The sequence below is a fragment of the Halomonas bluephagenesis genome (genome assembly GCF_054790765.1).
Genome location: NZ_CP133631.1, coordinates 1,973,360 through 1,988,466, shown reverse-complemented (window position 1 = coordinate 1,988,466; position 15,107 = coordinate 1,973,360). Strand labels below are relative to the sequence as shown.

At 52.6% G+C, this 15,107-nt stretch carries 15 protein-coding genes; 8 read left to right on the top strand and 7 right to left on the bottom strand.

The annotated features are described in order from the left end of the window. Nucleotides 1–25 precede the first annotated feature (25 nt). Nucleotides 26–907 carry an SDR family oxidoreductase gene (locus REH51_RS08725; protein WP_498937626.1) on the bottom strand — a complete coding sequence of 294 codons (882 nt, stop codon included), beginning with the start codon at nucleotides 905–907 and terminating at the stop codon, nucleotides 26–28. A gap of 149 nt (nucleotides 908–1,056) precedes the next feature. Between REH51_RS08725 and REH51_RS08720 the strand changes: the two genes are divergently transcribed. Continuing rightward, nucleotides 1,057–1,986 (top strand): hydrogen peroxide-inducible genes activator, encoded by a 930-nt coding sequence (locus tag REH51_RS08720; RefSeq protein ID WP_498937624.1) that lies wholly within the window; start codon nucleotides 1,057–1,059, stop codon nucleotides 1,984–1,986. Continuing rightward, the gene (recG, locus tag REH51_RS08715; RefSeq protein ID WP_498937622.1) at nucleotides 1,983–4,061 is read left to right on the top strand and encodes an ATP-dependent DNA helicase RecG; all 2,079 of its coding nucleotides are present in this window, start codon (nucleotides 1,983–1,985) and stop codon (nucleotides 4,059–4,061) included. Before REH51_RS08720 ends, recG begins: the two co-directional genes overlap by 4 nt. A 15-nt stretch (nucleotides 4,062–4,076) precedes the next feature. Here recG and yccS read toward each other — a convergent pair whose 3' ends face one another. The 4 genes from yccS to REH51_RS08695 all read right to left on the bottom strand — a co-directional run bounded on the left by yccS (nucleotide 4,077) and on the right by REH51_RS08695 (nucleotide 8,466). Then, a complete protein-coding gene (yccS, locus tag REH51_RS08710; RefSeq protein WP_498937620.1) occupies nucleotides 4,077–6,308 on the bottom strand; it encodes a YccS family putative transporter in 2,232 nt (743 codons plus the stop codon). A 243-nt stretch (nucleotides 6,309–6,551) separates the two neighbouring features. After that, nucleotides 6,552–6,908 carry a hypothetical protein gene (locus tag REH51_RS08705; protein WP_009723280.1) on the bottom strand — a complete coding sequence of 119 codons (357 nt, stop codon included), beginning with the start codon at nucleotides 6,906–6,908 and terminating at the stop codon, nucleotides 6,552–6,554. Continuing rightward, entirely contained in the window at nucleotides 6,908–7,180 is a 273-nt protein-coding gene (locus REH51_RS08700) for an HU family DNA-binding protein (protein ID WP_498937618.1), read from the bottom strand. The genes REH51_RS08705 and REH51_RS08700 overlap by 1 nt, the downstream gene beginning before the upstream one ends. Before the next feature lie 92 nt (nucleotides 7,181–7,272). Continuing rightward, nucleotides 7,273–8,466: an NAD(P)/FAD-dependent oxidoreductase gene (locus REH51_RS08695; protein ID WP_498937616.1), complete on the bottom strand. Its 1,194-nt coding sequence runs from the start codon at nucleotides 8,464–8,466 to the stop codon at nucleotides 7,273–7,275. 87 nt (nucleotides 8,467–8,553) lie between these two features. On the opposite strand from REH51_RS08695, the gene REH51_RS08690 reads away from it, so the two are divergent. The 6 genes from REH51_RS08690 to REH51_RS08665 all read left to right on the top strand — a co-directional run bounded on the left by REH51_RS08690 (nucleotide 8,554) and on the right by REH51_RS08665 (nucleotide 13,607). Further along, complete coding sequence (locus REH51_RS08690; RefSeq protein ID WP_498937614.1) at nucleotides 8,554–9,135, top strand: chorismate--pyruvate lyase family protein; 582 nt, start codon at nucleotides 8,554–8,556, stop codon at nucleotides 9,133–9,135. A 34-nt stretch (nucleotides 9,136–9,169) separates the two neighbouring features. Beyond that, a complete protein-coding gene (gene ubiA, locus REH51_RS08685) occupies nucleotides 9,170–10,060 on the top strand; it encodes a 4-hydroxybenzoate octaprenyltransferase (RefSeq protein ID WP_498937612.1) in 891 nt (296 codons plus the stop codon). A gap of 96 nt (nucleotides 10,061–10,156) precedes the next feature. Beyond that, nucleotides 10,157–10,846, top strand: a complete 690-nt coding sequence (gene phoB, locus REH51_RS08680; RefSeq protein WP_009723274.1) for a phosphate regulon transcriptional regulator PhoB — start codon at nucleotides 10,157–10,159, stop codon at nucleotides 10,844–10,846. Nucleotides 10,847–10,848: 2 nt separating this feature from the next. After that, nucleotides 10,849–12,156 carry a phosphate regulon sensor histidine kinase PhoR gene (gene phoR / locus REH51_RS08675; RefSeq protein WP_498937610.1) on the top strand — a complete coding sequence of 436 codons (1,308 nt, stop codon included), beginning with the start codon at nucleotides 10,849–10,851 and terminating at the stop codon, nucleotides 12,154–12,156. Nucleotides 12,157–12,455: 299 nt separating this feature from the next. After that, on the top strand, nucleotides 12,456–12,758 hold the full coding sequence (locus tag REH51_RS08670; RefSeq protein WP_498937608.1) for a hypothetical protein: 303 nt from the start codon (nucleotides 12,456–12,458) through the stop codon (nucleotides 12,756–12,758). Nucleotides 12,759–13,286: 528 nt separating this feature from the next. After that, a complete protein-coding gene (locus REH51_RS08665) occupies nucleotides 13,287–13,607 on the top strand; it encodes a hypothetical protein (protein WP_498937606.1) in 321 nt (106 codons plus the stop codon). A 102-nt stretch (nucleotides 13,608–13,709) separates the two neighbouring features. Here the strand turns inward: REH51_RS08665 and REH51_RS08660 are convergent, their stop codons facing one another. Together REH51_RS08660 and cysZ are read right to left on the bottom strand one after the other, a co-directional pair. Further along, the gene (locus REH51_RS08660) at nucleotides 13,710–14,189 is read right to left on the bottom strand and encodes a copper chaperone PCu(A)C (protein WP_009723270.1); all 480 of its coding nucleotides are present in this window, start codon (nucleotides 14,187–14,189) and stop codon (nucleotides 13,710–13,712) included. A gap of 126 nt (nucleotides 14,190–14,315) precedes the next feature. Next, entirely contained in the window at nucleotides 14,316–15,050 is a 735-nt protein-coding gene (cysZ, locus tag REH51_RS08655) for a sulfate transporter CysZ (protein ID WP_009723269.1), read from the bottom strand. Nucleotides 15,051–15,107 lie beyond the last annotated feature (57 nt).

The following is a 15,107-nucleotide window of genomic DNA, read 5'->3' as shown; positions in this document are numbered from 1 at the left end:
CGAAGCAAAATTAATGCCGAACAGATTAGGCTTTCTGTGGTGCTAAGAAGCCGCCTTCTTTTAGCACCTGCGCGTAGCCTTCTTTGTAGGTCGGATAGCGAAATTCATAGCCCGTTTCACGGATACGGCTATTATCGCAGCGTTTACTGGTTCGACGGCGCAGCGGCGACTGCATGGTCTCGGTAGATTCAACCTTGAGCTGTTTGGCTAACCACGCCATCACGTTATGCAGGGTGACGGGCTCGCAGTCGCTGCCTAGGTAAAGGTCAGCTAGTGGAGCGCCTTTTTCCTGACAGCGAATTAAGTGCGCCAAAATACCGGTGCAGTCATCACGGTGAATACGGTTGGAATAGCTGACCGGCGTGACTGCAGCGATGCGGCCTTCCGCGACCTGATGAATCAAACGATCACGGCCAGGGCCATAAATCCCGGAAAAGCGCACCACCGTGCCGGGAATCGTATGGTTAATCAGCGCTTGTTCGGCATCACACATCAGCTTGCCAGAAAAGCTTGTTGATCCGGTTGGGCTGTCTTCGCTAACGACCTCGCCTTCCTGCTGGCCATAGACGCTGGTCGACGACACAAAAAAGATGCGTTTCGGCGGGGGCTTATGTTGTTCCAGCACGCCAAGCACACGATTGAGGCCATCCGGATAGGCGCTTTGGTAAGCACTTTCCTCGAAACGATCAGCGCTGACGGTATAAATAACGTAGTCAGCGCGAGGCAGTGCGTTAGCACCGGCACCTTCAAGATCGTTAAGATCAAGCGCTAATGGCTCAATGCCGGTGTCTTTTAATACCTCGACCTGACGGCGTACGCCGATAACGTGATGTCCTTCACTGAGGAGCTCGCGTCCGAGTGTTATGCCGATATCTCCGCAGCCAATAATCAGTACCGTTAGCTTCACCTTGGTCACTCCTCTTGATTAATATTCCCTATCAGATACAAAGTCCCTATGAGATGTGCCATCTTCAATAGGGTTTGTTTGTCCTTTTCCATCTCGCTATCACGATGAACTGTAACGAGCTGCAACGAGAGGATGCCACTGGCACCACTATGACTTTAACAGAACTACGCTACATCGTAACCCTTGCCCAAGAGCGCCACTTCGGGCGCGCCGCTGAACGCTGCCATGTTTCACAGCCAACGCTCTCGGTGGCGGTGAAAAAGCTTGAGGACGAGCTTGATACGCCGTTGTTTGAACGTTCCAAATCAACTGTGCAAGTCACCCCGTGGGGGGAGAAGATCGTTGCTCAGGCTCAGCGCGTGTTGGAACAGAGCCGACTTATCTACGAAATGGCGAATGCTGGAAAAGACCAGTTGGCTAACCCGCTGCGCATAGGCGCTATCTATACGATAGGTCCCTACTTATTTCCCCATTTAGTGCCAGCACTGGCGAGTGCCGCACCGCAAATGCCGCTATATATTGAAGAAGGCATGACTGGTTCTTTGCGGGCGAAACTGCGCAGTGGCGAGCTGGACGTGATTATCGTGGCCCTTCCTTTCACAGAAACCGACGTGGTCACTAAGCCGATTTACGATGAACATTTTGAAGTATTGATGCCCGCTAGCCATCGCTGGGTAAGCCGCAACGCGATCCACAAAGAAGATTTGTTGGAAGAGCGACTGCTGTTGCTTGGCGAAGGACACTGCTTCCGCGACCAGATTTTAGAAGCCTGTCCGGCGATTACCCAAAAGCTTAATAGCCCCAATAATACGCTGATTGCAGAGGGGGGATCATTGGAAACCATTCGCCATATGGTGGCATCTAAATTAGGAATTACGGTACTGCCACAGTCGGCGCTGGGCACTGATCAGTATGAAAATGCCATGCTGGTGAGCCGACCCTTTGTTGAGCCCGCGCCTTCGCGCACCGTTGCCATTGCGTGGCGGGCAAGCTTTCCTCGGCCAAAAGCAATTGATGCCCTAGCCAAGGCGATTAGCCAATGCCAGCAACCTGTACACCATGCAAGCCCGTCCTCATGAGTGACCTTTCTGCACCGGTTTCGTCGCTGAAAGGGGTTGGTGAGGCGCTCGCGCTAAAGTTGGCGCGATTGGGAATAGACTGCGTGAGCGATCTGCTATTTCATCTGCCGTTGCGCTACCAGGATCGTACACGGCTAACGCCTATTGGTTTGCTGCGCGCAGGAAGTGAGGCGGTGATAGAAGGGGAAGTCACCGCTTGCGACGTTGTGAAGGGGCGCAGGCGTAGTTTGTTAGTCAGAGTGCGAGATGGCAGCGGTATTTTAAGTCTGCGTTTTTTTCATTTTTCACCCGCCCAGCAGCAACAGATGCGCCCTGGCGTGACAGTGCGCGCATTTGGTGAGGCGCGCGCAGGGGCAACAGGCCTGGAAATTTATCATCCGGAGTATCGGCTAAGCGGCGGAAGCGAAACGCCGGTAGAGGAGTATTACACGCCGATTTACCCCACTACGGAAGGCCTGCACCAAACACGACTGCGCGCACTTACCCAACAAGCGCTAGCGCTATTGCAGGGCTCCCCTGAGACGCTGCCGGAGGTGATTCCCGATGCCCTACGCCAGCGCTTCAATCTACCTGCGTTACACGCTAGCCTACAATTGCTGCATCAGCCGCCACCGGATGTGGATATAGAGCAGCTTGCCCATGGCCATCACCCCGCTACACGTAGGCTGGCACTGGAAGAGCTACTGGCTCACCAACTCAGTCTGCGTGAAGTACGGTTACGTATTCAGGCCGATGGTGCGCCGTCGCTGCCGTCGGGTCGCAGCCTGCAAACCCGCTTTTTAGCCCAACTGCCGTTTGCTCTTACGGGAGCCCAACGTCGCGTGCTGGAAGAGATTACCCTAGACCTTGCGCGGCCCGCCCCGATGCTACGGTTAGTGCAGGGCGACGTCGGCTCGGGGAAAACCGTTGTTGCCGCGATGGCGGCACTCTCGGCGCTGGCGGGCAACTGCCAAGCGGCGATGATGGCCCCAACGGAAATCCTTGCTGAGCAACACTATCGGGCGTTTAAAGCCTGGTTTGAACCGCTTGGCATCGAAGTGGCTTTGTTGGCAGGCAAGCTAAAAGGTAAAGCGCGGTTAGATGCCAAAGCCGCGATTGCCGATGGCCGTGCCCGTATGGTGGTGGGTACCCACGCGCTATTTCAGAGCGACGTACACTTCCAGTGTCTAGGACTGGCGATTATTGATGAGCAGCACCGCTTTGGCGTTCATCAACGCTTGGCGCTGCGCGAGAAAGGCGAGGCGGGTGGGCTAACACCGCATCAACTGATCATGACCGCGACGCCGATTCCCCGCACGCTGGCTATGAGTGCTTACGCTGATTTGGATGTATCGGTGATTGATGAGCTGCCGCCAGGGCGTACACCGGTTAAAACCGTGGTGGTGTCTGATGAGCGGCGGCCTGAAGTGGTCGAACGCATTCGCAACGCCTGCAGTGATGGGCGCCAAGCCTATTGGGTGTGTACGTTGATTGAAGAGTCAGAGGTACTGCAGTGTCAGGCCGCCGAAGTCACCCGAGATGAGCTGACCCAGGCGCTGCCTGAGCTTGCCATTGGTCTGATTCACGGGCGTATGAAGGCCAGCGAAAAAGTCGAGGTCATGGAGGCCTTCAAGACCGGCGAGCTCGACCTTCTCGTGGCCACCACGGTGATTGAGGTTGGCGTGGATGTACCGAATGCCAGTCTGATGATTATCGAAAACCCCGAGCGTCTGGGGCTTTCTCAGCTGCATCAGCTGCGCGGCAGGGGAGGGCGCGGCAGCACGGAAAGCTTCTGTGTGTTGCTTTCCCATCCGCCGTTATCGAAAAGCTCTCGTGAGCGCCTGGGCGTAATGCGCGAAACCACCGACGGATTCCGTATTGCTGAAAAGGACTTGGAAATTCGTGGCCCCGGCGAAGTGCTCGGCACTCGCCAAACCGGTCTGGCCCAGATGAAAATTGCTGATCTTGAGCGTGACGCCGACCAGATAGAGCGCGTCACCGCCCTGGCCCAGGCGCTTCAAGGCAACACTGAGGTCACCGCCGTATTAGTGCGGCGCTGGCTAGGCGAAGCCGCCGGGCGCTACGGGCAGGGTTAGGGCGTGATGGAGCATTTAAGCAGTGGTGCTCTCTTCTTGGTGGCTCTCTACCGGAACGTCAGTTAAACGGTTGGCGGCTTCACCAAGGGGCCCTAGTTGTGTGGCAATCAGGCGTAGCTGGCTTTGAATGGGACGGTAAAGGGTAATGGCTTTTTCGTCTTCATCTGAGCCCTTCTTTTCGAGAGAATCTGAGGCATTCTGCTCCAGCTGCGCTAATAAATCGTCAACCTGATCAGCCAAGGGCGTGACGGGCTGGCGCTTGTTGAGCTGCTCTGCCAACTGCTCCAGCAGCTCGCTGATGCGCTTGGCCAGGGGTACCAAGGCAGCGTCATCCTCATCTTCAGCCAACTGATGGCGATGAGCGCCTAGGGCAGATAAATGGCTTAGCAGCGTATTAGAAAGCACTAGAAAGCGTAGGCCGCTGTCTGCGTCCTGTTTGCGATAGTGCCCCGGCTCGTGGAGCATATTGGTGAGCAGTGTTGAGAACGCTGCATCTGCATTGTGGGCATTGCGGCGGGCTAAACGGTAAGCTAAATCGTCCTGCTTTCCTTCTTCGTACTGGTGAACGATTTCATCTAAATAACGGCGGTGGTTGTTGAGAACTTTCGCGGCTTCCCGATATAGTCGGCGCCCCTGCCAGTCAGGCAGAATAAAAAATACTGCTAGCCCTGCAATCAGTGAACCCACCAAGGTATCCAATAGCCTGGGTAAGATCAGATTAAAGCCGTCGCCGACCTGGTTAAAGCTGCACAGTACCAGCAGTGTGATTGAGGCGGTGGCGATAACATAATGACGCTCGCGGTTGGCAAAAAAGCAAACGCCCGCGGCCACCGCAATCATGCTTTGAATGCTGGCCTGGGGAAACAAACTGATGGATGCCCAGCCGGCAATTAGGCCGAGTACAGTGCCTAAAATGCGCTGTGAGAGAAAACGCCGCGTAGTGGCAAAATTGGGGCGGCAGACAAACAGTGTGGTCAGCAAAATCCAAAAGCCCTGTTCAGGGTCGAGCCACTGAAGCAGCCCATAGCCCACTAAAAGCGCGGTAGATAAGCGCACCGCATGACGAAATGTGGGTGAACCCAGCGTCAAATTTAGCTGAACGCGTTTCCACGCTTCTAGCACGCTAGAGGGGGAGCGGTCGTAAAGTGAACTATCACGACGGTCATCGTCGGTATCTGGATTGTGGGCACTGGCAATCTGAGCTTCCAAGATAGACAGGTTATCGGCAAGTGCATTGAGCGGGTGCATGAGCGGACGCCATTCTGGCTTACCGCGTTCGCTTAGGTTGTCGATAGAGGCGCGTAGGTCGGCCAGTGCCTGCTCGCTCTGTTCATGCCCGAAGGGGCGATTAAGCAATAGCGATTTGGCCAGCTGGCGGCAGGCGCGGCCTTGCTGGTCTAAGAGTCGCTGGCAACGAAAGAGGACGTCATGGTGAAAAAACGCTTCAGTGAGCGCGCTATAGGGGTAGTGGGTAGAGCTTGCCCGCTCATGAATATCCTGGGCGATAAAGTAAATCTGTAAATAGCGATTTAGCTTACGGCTGGCACGTTGCCCTTCTAATCGGCGGAAAATCATTTCTTTTGCTTGGTTGAGGGCATCGACTACCTTGCCGTTTTGCCTGGCTAGCGCCACGCGACGCGCCTCTAGATCTACCCCACGGACAGGCTCAAACAGCGCAGACTTCAATATTAAAAACTCACCTAGCGCTTTATATACCCGCGCCATGCTTTGTTTAACTGGCTGCCGCGAAAAAAGGGCGCACCAAAGGATCGAGATAACCCCGTACCACGCTGCGCCTGCAAGCAACAGCAACTGCCGAGAAGCTACGTCTTCATCCACGCCACCGTGCTGCTCAATGTTGATCATTGAATAGATCGATAGGATTAACGTGCCCGACGCAATGGTCGCGTACCGCTGACCAATAGCGCCCAGCATAATTAAGGTGAAGGTAGAAACTGCCAGCCCAACTGCAAACAGCCACGGCCAGGGGAAAAGCCACTGCACGACAAACGACGCCGATGCAAAGCAGGCAAGCGTGACTACTAGCGCCTGCAGGCGTCCCTGCCAGCTGTCATCAGTTTCAGAAAGAGCGCTCGCAATAATGCCTAAGAACAGCGGAATCCCCAGCGCGATGTCTCCTGCCAAACCGCTAAACAGCAGCGCCCCGCTGAACGCGATAAACACGCGCAGGCTGTAGGCGAACTTGTCTAGGGTCCATAGACGCCGCAGGGGCAATGAAATAGGCATAGAGTCTCTAATGGGTCGCTTTTTTAGACTTTAGTTTAATGCTTAGTATAGAGGGAAGAGTGTGTGCTTGTCTTTACCCGCTGTTTTCAACGGCCGTGCTCAATGGCTATACAAAACGTAACCGAGCAAGCGTGATGCTTGGCAGCGAGGGGCTGGTCAGTGAGAGCCTAGTCTGAAAGATAGCAGGGGCAATAAGAGAAATCTTAGGAAGGAACCCACCACCTTGAGGTGGCGGGTTAGTTATTACATATTTTTCAGTAGCTTTTGAAGCTTGTTCATATCGGCGGAGTCGCCCACTAGGCGGACTTCGCCAGCTACCATGCCGTCCAGAAATGCCTGTTGCGTCGGCTTTTTAAGGATTTTCAACGCGGCATCCTGATCGCGAAAACGAAGCTCAAGGTCTAGGTCAACGGGTAGTCCTTTGCCGGTATCAATGCCTTTCGAGGTCATTCGATAATACCGAGCAATACTAAGGTCTTCCGTGGCAACACCCCAGTCCAGGCCGCGCATACGCTCAAGTTGTTCACGAAAGCGCGGCTTGCGTCGCAGGGCTCTTTTAAGCAGTAAGCTCAGTAGCCACAGCGTCAGCTTGAGTTTCATTAGGAAACGGCGTCCTTAAGCGCTTTGCCTGGCTTGAACGCAACGTTTTTGCTGGCGGGGATCTGCAGGGGCGCGCCAGTTTGTGGGTTTTTGCCGGTACGTGCGGCACGCTGGCGCACGGTAAACGTTCCAAAACCAATGAGAGCGACATCTTCGCCTTTGGCAACGCTGTTAGTGATTTCGTCCAAAATAACGTTCAGGACTTGGCCTGCTTTGTCTTTGGATAGATCTGCGCTTTCAGCAATTGCGGCGGCGAGGTCAGGTTTGCGCATAAAGGTATCTCCCTATGTGAAAATCAAGCGTAAGCTCATCAGTGTTGTTAGAAGCACTGCCTAGCTTAGCCTAGCCGTGAATGCGGCGAGAATTAGCCTAGCAGCGCAGGTGCTACTCTGGAAAGCTCCACTTTCCTTCTCACGCAGCCGCCTGTCAACGCAAATCCAATCAAACGTCCGTCTTTATTTTCAGCAATCGCTGTCATTTCACCCTCTTTTCCCTCGATTCGCCACTGTGCCGGCGTGGTTGCCGGTGGGTAGGCAACCACGGGTAGCAATGCTGTTTTTACAATGACTGGCCACGCACCGAAGCTGACGCTGGTTGGGTTTCCAACGAGTGTTGACGCCAGCGCTTTTACGCTCGCTTGCAAAGGCTGCACATACATAGCGTTAATTCCCTCAACGCTAGCCACATCGCCCAACGCAAATATGTTCGGTTGAGAGGTGCGTAATTGGCGATCAACGACGATACCTCGGTGAGTAACCGCCAGTCCGGCTGCTTCAGCAAGCTGAGTGCGCGGGGCTAAGCCGGTGGCGAGTAGCGCGATGTCGGCAGCATAACGGTCGCCATTCTCAAGGCGAAGTGAGAGGGTGTTATCTGTTTCAAGCGCCAGTGTTTGCAGGTTATGCCCTAACGCAAGTTGGATGCCTGCTTCTTGGAATGCATTAGCCAGCGCCCGGCCTAGCGGTTCGGGGAGCAGACGTTGCAGCGGCGTGCTTTCTGGCGCAATGAGGGTGACTTGATGGCCACCTGCATAAAGATCATTGGCAAACTCGCAGCCCACCAGACCGGCACCGACAATTGCTACACGTGCCGGTGCTGGTCCTAACGCGGCATAAAAGCGGCGGTACTCGTCTAAGTCGTTCACCGTGAAACATCGTTTGGCGACACTTTCGGGCACGCTGAAAGGCGTACGGGGCGCCGCACCAGTGGCTAGCACTAGATCGTCATAGTGGAGCTGGTGGCCATTACTGAGTTCTACGCGTTGGTTATCCACATGCAGTTGCACGACCTGGGTGTGGGTAATCAACTCGGCATTGAGTTCCTTTGCGACGTCGCGGGCGTCACGTTGGGCGAGTTGGTCTGGCGTTAAGCGTTTCGCAAAGCCAGTGGAGAGCAATGGTTTACTATAATCATCGCCACTATCAGCACTGATAAGGGTAATGGTACGTGTATCGCCATGTCGTCGTAGGGCGCGGGCAAGGCCAACCCCCGCCATACCGGTGCCAATAATAATCAGCGCTGAACGCGAACGGGGAGATAACGGTGTCTCGTGTGCGGGCATGCAGTCACCAAAAGTCGGTGGAACAAAAGCCAGTGAGGTCACCATGTTACACTAGCTTTCTCTGTATTGACCGCCTTGGAGACCCTGGTGATCGCCCCTACTGTTCGGCAAGCCTCTCTATTTCCTCACCTGCTATTTCCTCACTGGCTCCCCGTTGCTGCGGCTCGTCCTGCGATGAGCGCTTCGTGGTGGCAGTGGGTAGCATCGACGGATTCCTTAACATCGCGGCTAACCGTTGCAGGCGGTACAAAAGCGTTTCGGGTGCAATTGCTTCGTCAAACGATTGGTTTACCCTTGCGGGATGAAGCGCTAGCACTGGGAATTGAACCACGCCGCTATGCATGGCTGAGAGAAGTGGCGCTGTGTTTGGATGATATGCCGTGGGTAGTCGCGCGCTCAGTAGCACCACTCAGCCAATTGCAAGGGAAGGGATTAGAAGGACTTGGCGAGCGCTCATTAGGCAGTTGGTTATTTCAACAGCCTGATTTGGTGCGTGGGCCGCTCTATGCCCCCTGCCATCAGCCACGCTTTGTCGCCGAACAGTCAGCTTCACTTTTAGACAGCGTATGGGGGCGACGCTCAGTGTTTCAGCATAGTGGGTTGTCACTCTTGGTGCAGGAGTACTTTTTATCGACCATGGCTGATGATCTTGGCCTGCCTTCGCGCTAGGCTATCGCCAGCGTTTTCTTTTTGAGAGGTAAGCATGGATCGTTCTCTGTTGCGGCCAACGGGATGGGCCCGAGTGGCAGGTTTCTTACATTTAATGCGGTTGGACCGCCCGATTGGTACTTGGCTATTGATGTGGCCCACCTTATGGGCACTGTGGCTAGCGGCAGAGGGCGTGCCTGGGCGAAATGTGCTGCTGATCTTTATTGCCGGCGTGTACGTTATGCGCGCCGCGGGTTGCGTGGTCAATGATTACGCTGACCGCCATTTCGATGGTCATGTAAAGCGCACTAAGCATCGTCCGCTAGCCACTGGCCGTATCAGTGAAACCGAGGCTCAGCTGCTGTTTATCGCGCTGGTAGCCACTGCTTTCGTTTTAGTGCTATTGACCAACTGGTTTACGGTGCTGCTTTCGATAGGCGGTGTTGTCTTAGCGTTTATCTACCCGTTTATGAAACGCTATACCCACTTTCCCCAGGTGGTCTTGGGGGCTGCGTTCTCTTGGGCGATACCCATGGCATTTGGTGCGGTATTGGGCCATGTACCGTTTGAAGCATGGCTATTGTTTAGCGCGAATGTGTTGTGGACCGTTGCCTACGATACCCAATATGCCATGGTCGACCGCGACGATGACCTTAAAATTGGCATTAAATCTACCGCGGTGCTGTTTGGTAGCGCTGACCGTTTGATAATTGGTGTGCTGCAAGTGATGACACTGGGATTACTTGCCTGGGTAGGATGGCGTGTTGGTTTAGGTGGTTTTTTCTGGCTTGGGCTAGCAGGTATGGCCGCTACGTTTGCCCACCAACAGCGGTTAATTGCTGACCGTGAGCGTGATCGCTGCTTCCAGGCATTCCTTAATAATCATTGGTCTGGATTGTTAATTTTTGCAGGTATTGCACTAAGTTGGTGGCCAATAACTGGCTAAATATCCTCTATGTCATAGAATTGTCATCAAGTCATGGTGTTATCGTCACTGACATGTCTTTGAGTTACCTTTCATTGAACACCGTGAGGCCCTGGAATGACCGCCAAGACCGTTTTGATTGTCGATGATGAGGCGCCTATCCGCGAGATGATCGCTGTGGCGCTGGAAATGGCTGACTATCGCGTGCTTGAAGCGGATAACGCCCAGGATGCCCACGCAATGATGGTTGACCACCAGCCAGATCTACTTTTGCTGGACTGGATGATGCCGGGCACCAGCGGTATTGAGCTTGCAAGGCGTTTAAAGCGTGAAGAAGCCACTGCCGAAGTGCCTATCATTATGCTGACTGCTAAAGGCGAAGAAGATAACAAGATTCAAGGTCTAGAGGCCGGGGCAGACGATTATATCACCAAGCCTTTCTCTCCCCGCGAACTGGTGGCGCGCTTGAAAGCGGTATTGCGACGTACCACCCCCCGTGGTGTCGAAGATCCTATCGAAATTAACGGCTTGCTATTAGACCCGGTGAGCCACCGTGTGAGTGCTTACGGTAAGGCCTTGGAAATGGGGCCTACGGAATACCGATTGCTGCAGTTTTTCATGACCCACCAAGAGCGTGCTTATACCCGTAGCCAACTGCTCGACCAGGTGTGGGGCGGTAACGTATATGTTGAAGAACGGACGGTAGATGTTCACATCCGACGTCTACGTAAGGCCTTAGGGGAAGCTCACCAGAGTCTCATTCAAACGGTGAGAGGCACTGGGTACCGTTTTTCCGCGCGGGTGTAACGGTGCGCCTGTGGAGCCGAGAGTTATGGCGGGTTGCGTGGTTGGCTGCCCTAGGCGCGTGCCTGGGGTGGCTGCTGGGGCTGCCTGGTCTAGGATTTGCTGCGGGCTTAGCCGTTTGCTTGGTTTATCAACTGCGTCAACTGCGTGCGCTCTTTAAGTGGTTAACGCTTCATCCCCATGATGAGCCACCTGCTGCGAGCGGTATGTGGGGCGAGCTGTTCGATCGCTTGTATCGCTACCAAAAGAGCCAGCGAATTACTCAGAACCGTTTACGTGCCACCCTTGCACGTATTCAGGAATCATCCGAAGCAATGCGTGATAGTGTCGTCATGCTTGATCGGCACGGAGACCTTGAGTGGTGGAACAGCGCCGCGACAGAAATGCTGGGCCTGCAAACAGCCCATGACCGTGGCCAGCACATTACCAACCTACTTCGTGACCCGCGATTTATCAGCTACTTTAATGCGCGTAAATACGGTGAGCCGCTGACCTTAACGTCGCCCATCGATGAACGGCGTATCCTTCAATATCAAATTACCCTCTATGGTGATGATGAACGCTTGGTCATGGCGCGGGATATTACCCGCTTGCATCGTTTAGAGCAGATGCGTCGTGATTTTGTCGCCAACGTTTCCCATGAACTGCGCACTCCACTAACGGTACTAACGGGGTATTTGGAAACCTACGGCGACTTGAAAGAGCAACTTCCACCACGTTTGGGCCGAGGTATTGCTCAAATGGAAGAGCAGACGAAGCGGATGCAAAACTTAGTCAACGATTTGCTATTGCTCTCTCGGTTAGAAATTGACCAAGGTGGAGAAGATCATCACGCGCTGGCGCTGGGGCCAATGCTCGAGAGTATCCGCCGCGATGCGCTAGCGCTGTCTAATCGACAGCACAATGTTCAAGTCGTGCTTGAGAACGATGCGCGATTAGTTGGTAGTGAGCAGGAGCTGCATAGCGCTATTTCTAACCTTGTCTTTAATGCCGTGCGATATACCCCGGAGGGTAGTCAGATAACGCTTCGCTGGAAAACCCTACCGAATGGCGGTGCTTGCATTGAAGTCGATGATGACGGCGAGGGGGTAGATCCTGTTCATATCCCACGCTTAACCGAACGCTTTTATCGTGTTGATAAAGGACGTAGCACGGCAACTGGTGGTACGGGCCTTGGCCTAGCGATTGTGAAACACGTGTTGCTGAGACATGATGCGCTGCTACAAATTGAATCTCTCCCTGGCGAAGGGGCCCTCTTTCGCTGTGTTTTTCCGTCATCCCGCGTTGTCGAAAGCGAACCCCACCTCGCTTAATACTGTTTGAATACATATATTGTACAAGTGTGCCATGTTGTCATATAAGAATGGTCAAATAATGCTCATGTGCCATTTTTAACCACTTTACCCTCTTAATTTGAAAGGCTTAAATCGCTTTTCCTATTTATTTTTTTCATTAAATTCATGTTTTTTAATAATTTTTATTTTATCTATGCCTTTTGGCATAGTGTCTGCAAGAGTATGGGTAAGAGAGAAAAACCACAGGAATTGGTAAGCCGAAAGGCAATCTTTCTTACCATTTAGGCAGTATTGAACAGCGATCGAGGAGACGGAATATGATGTCCAAGGAACTACTCAAGAAAGCTGGTATTTTAAGTGTAGCGTTTGGTCTAGTTGCTAGCCCCGCGGCATTCGCTCAAGAGCCAGCAGACCCAGCGAACAATATTTCCCCAGATGAGCAGCCCGTCGAGTCCCAAACCGAAAGCACAACCGGTGCAGGTAACTACGCCAGCCAAGATTTGACCCATGACGAAGGCGATAATGTCAGCGACATGGATCCAGCCTCAACGAATCATGGCGATTCAGAGGCAGGCTTTGACAGCACAGATGAGTTGCCTGAAGAAAACAGCGGCATGTAACATTAACTTTAGTTACATATCTTTTCAAAAGGTATTAAAACTCTTACGCTCACGGATGAGCTATTCAGAGGCACGGATGTCAAATTGCAGGGATGCTCATAGATTCAAGGATTGAATCTTTCGACGATCAACACGCTAGTCAGGGTTAATTCCAAGGTTGGAGCCCCTCAAATGGATGGGAAGCTAGTGTTACGCATCGCGATACTAAGAGTGCTCAAGGCCCCACTTCGGTGGGGCCTACTTTTTTGTGTATAGTATTATCAGTGTCACTAGACGGGGCTGTGACGACTGATCGTTCGGTAGCTGAATCAAATATCGCCAAGAAAAAACACATGTAAAATTTATGAAGCAGTGCTTTGTTTTGTGCATATTTTTTCATATCTATTTGGAATAGTTGGATTTTATTATTTTGTGGTTTTCTCGGTGTTAAAAATGTAATTATTCTGATGAAACGTTTAGCGACTGACAAAAGAAGGTACCTTGTATCATTACACTGTCGGTTGCTCCATGCATAAGGAGTTTTTATTTATGTTGTTGAAATCATTTGTTAAAAACACTGCCGTTGTGGGCATGTCGCTGGGGCTTATCGCAAGCCCAATGGCGTTTGCGCACTCTTCTATTGAGCTGAATCAAGAACGTGCTGATAACCAAGAGATTATTCAGCCTGAATCTCGTAACACATCGGGACCTGCGACCTATTCCGCTAAGGATTTGATCAACGATAACGAGAATACTCTGATATACACTCCTTCAAGCGGAGCCAGTAAAACTGATGACAGCTCAAAAGATAGAGCAGGTTATCGCGCTGAAGAACTAAACCGTGAAGAGGGTAGCAGTACACGCTGGTAAGTGGCGCTATGGCTAAATGTGTATGATGAAACAGCTTGTTTAGTAAAAAAGCCCTGCTTCGGCAGGGCTTTTGCGATTAAGGGCTATTTTCGGTTGATTCAGTTAATGCTGGTGATGGCGATCAGCCGCTGTACTGCCTTCTTGGGCACTTTGTACCCAAACCTCTATTTCAATATCGTCTTGCTGGGCAAATTCGAGCGTAATTGGAAAGCGGTCACCCTCTACCAGTGGTTGGTGTAGGCCCATTAGCATTAAGTGATAGCCTCCACCCGGGCGCATTGTCAGCGTTTCATCCTTAGCGATTTCGATGGCACTGACGTGGCGCATTTTCATCATATCGCCTTCCATCTGCATATCATGTAGTTCAACACTTTCACTCACAGGTGTCTGCGCACTAACCAGTGTGACGGACTCTGTATGCGCCGTAATATCCAGGTAAGCAGCGCCATTTGTCACGCTGGGAGGCGTTGGCGTAGCAAAAGGATGAGCGACTCTTAACTGGTCAGTTTGAACGTCGTGAGCCGACGCAAAAGAGATTGAGCCAGTGAGGAGAGCCGTCAACCAGAGCGCACGGGTTAGCATGATCGTATTCCTTGTAGGAGCCTTATTTTCTTAACAAGGCGTATTCTTGATCTTGAGAATAATAGGGAAAGCCAAACAACCTTAAGGTAACAAATAGGTTGTGTCAGCGTTATAGCGACTCAGCCATTAGCGATGAGGCGAAATGTCGCGTGTTCCGCGGTAATGGTCGTCCCACATCAATACAGCCCCTGCCACTGCGCCGGGAATCAAGAACAAGTTGGCGAGAGGGATCCAGGTCACTAGCATAATCAACCCGCCGTAGGTGAGACTTGGCCACCACCGTTGCGATAGTCGTGTCCGCATATCGCGAAACGTTATCTTATTGTTATCCATGGGATAATCTAAATAAGTTATTGCCATGATCCAGGCGGAAAAGAGAATCCACAAGATAGGAGCTATCAGGTTTAGGCCGGGTATCCAGCTAATGATAAACAGTATCACCATGCGTGGCAGAATATAGCCGAGTTTAACTAGCTCGCGGCCTAAGGCATCGACGGCAGTTTTGGCTAGCCCGCGGTCATCGAGGGGTTCACGCCCTGTCGCTTGACGCTCTACCTTTGCCGCTAAAAAACCATAGAAAGGCGCGGCGATTAAATGGGTGACCAGGGTGAAGGTAAAAAAGATCACCAGCAGCAGGCTGATAAAGAACAGTGGCCAGATTAGCCATGAGAGCCACTCTAGCCAGCTTGGCACCATCGCCATGGCACTGTCCAGCCAGCCAGAAAAGCGATTGACCACGACGCTAAGCATGCTGGCATAAACGATGATATTGACCAGAATGGGTAGGAAAATATAGCGCCGCAGACCTTTCTGGTACACCAAGCGAGTGCCTCGACTCAGTGCTGTCATCGCATTCAACATGCTTGCTCCTTATAAAAAACGCCCAGATGGGATATCTGGGCGTATTGCAGGAGGAAT

Coding starts and splice junctions, on each gene's coding strand:
- REH51_RS08700 (WP_498937618.1), bottom strand. CDS start 7,180: ATGCGCAAACCTGACCTCGCCGCCGCAATTGCTGAAAGCGCAGATCTA.
- REH51_RS08670 (WP_498937608.1), top strand. CDS start 12,456: ATGATGTCCAAGGAACTACTCAAGAAAGCTGGTATTTTAAGTGTAGCG.
- phoB (WP_009723274.1), top strand. CDS start 10,157: ATGACCGCCAAGACCGTTTTGATTGTCGATGATGAGGCGCCTATCCGC.
- REH51_RS08705 (WP_009723280.1), bottom strand. CDS start 6,908: ATGAAACTCAAGCTGACGCTGTGGCTACTGAGCTTACTGCTTAAAAGA.
- cysZ (WP_009723269.1), bottom strand. CDS start 15,050: ATGTTGAATGCGATGACAGCACTGAGTCGAGGCACTCGCTTGGTGTAC.
- yccS (WP_498937620.1), bottom strand. CDS start 6,308: ATGCCTATTTCATTGCCCCTGCGGCGTCTATGGACCCTAGACAAGTTC.
- ubiA (WP_498937612.1), top strand. CDS start 9,170: ATGGATCGTTCTCTGTTGCGGCCAACGGGATGGGCCCGAGTGGCAGGT.
- REH51_RS08665 (WP_498937606.1), top strand. CDS start 13,287: ATGTTGTTGAAATCATTTGTTAAAAACACTGCCGTTGTGGGCATGTCG.
- recG (WP_498937622.1), top strand. CDS start 1,983: ATGAGTGACCTTTCTGCACCGGTTTCGTCGCTGAAAGGGGTTGGTGAG.
- REH51_RS08695 (WP_498937616.1), bottom strand. CDS start 8,466: ATGCCCGCACACGAGACACCGTTATCTCCCCGTTCGCGTTCAGCGCTG.
- REH51_RS08660 (WP_009723270.1), bottom strand. CDS start 14,189: ATGCTAACCCGTGCGCTCTGGTTGACGGCTCTCCTCACTGGCTCAATC.
- REH51_RS08720 (WP_498937624.1), top strand. CDS start 1,057: ATGACTTTAACAGAACTACGCTACATCGTAACCCTTGCCCAAGAGCGC.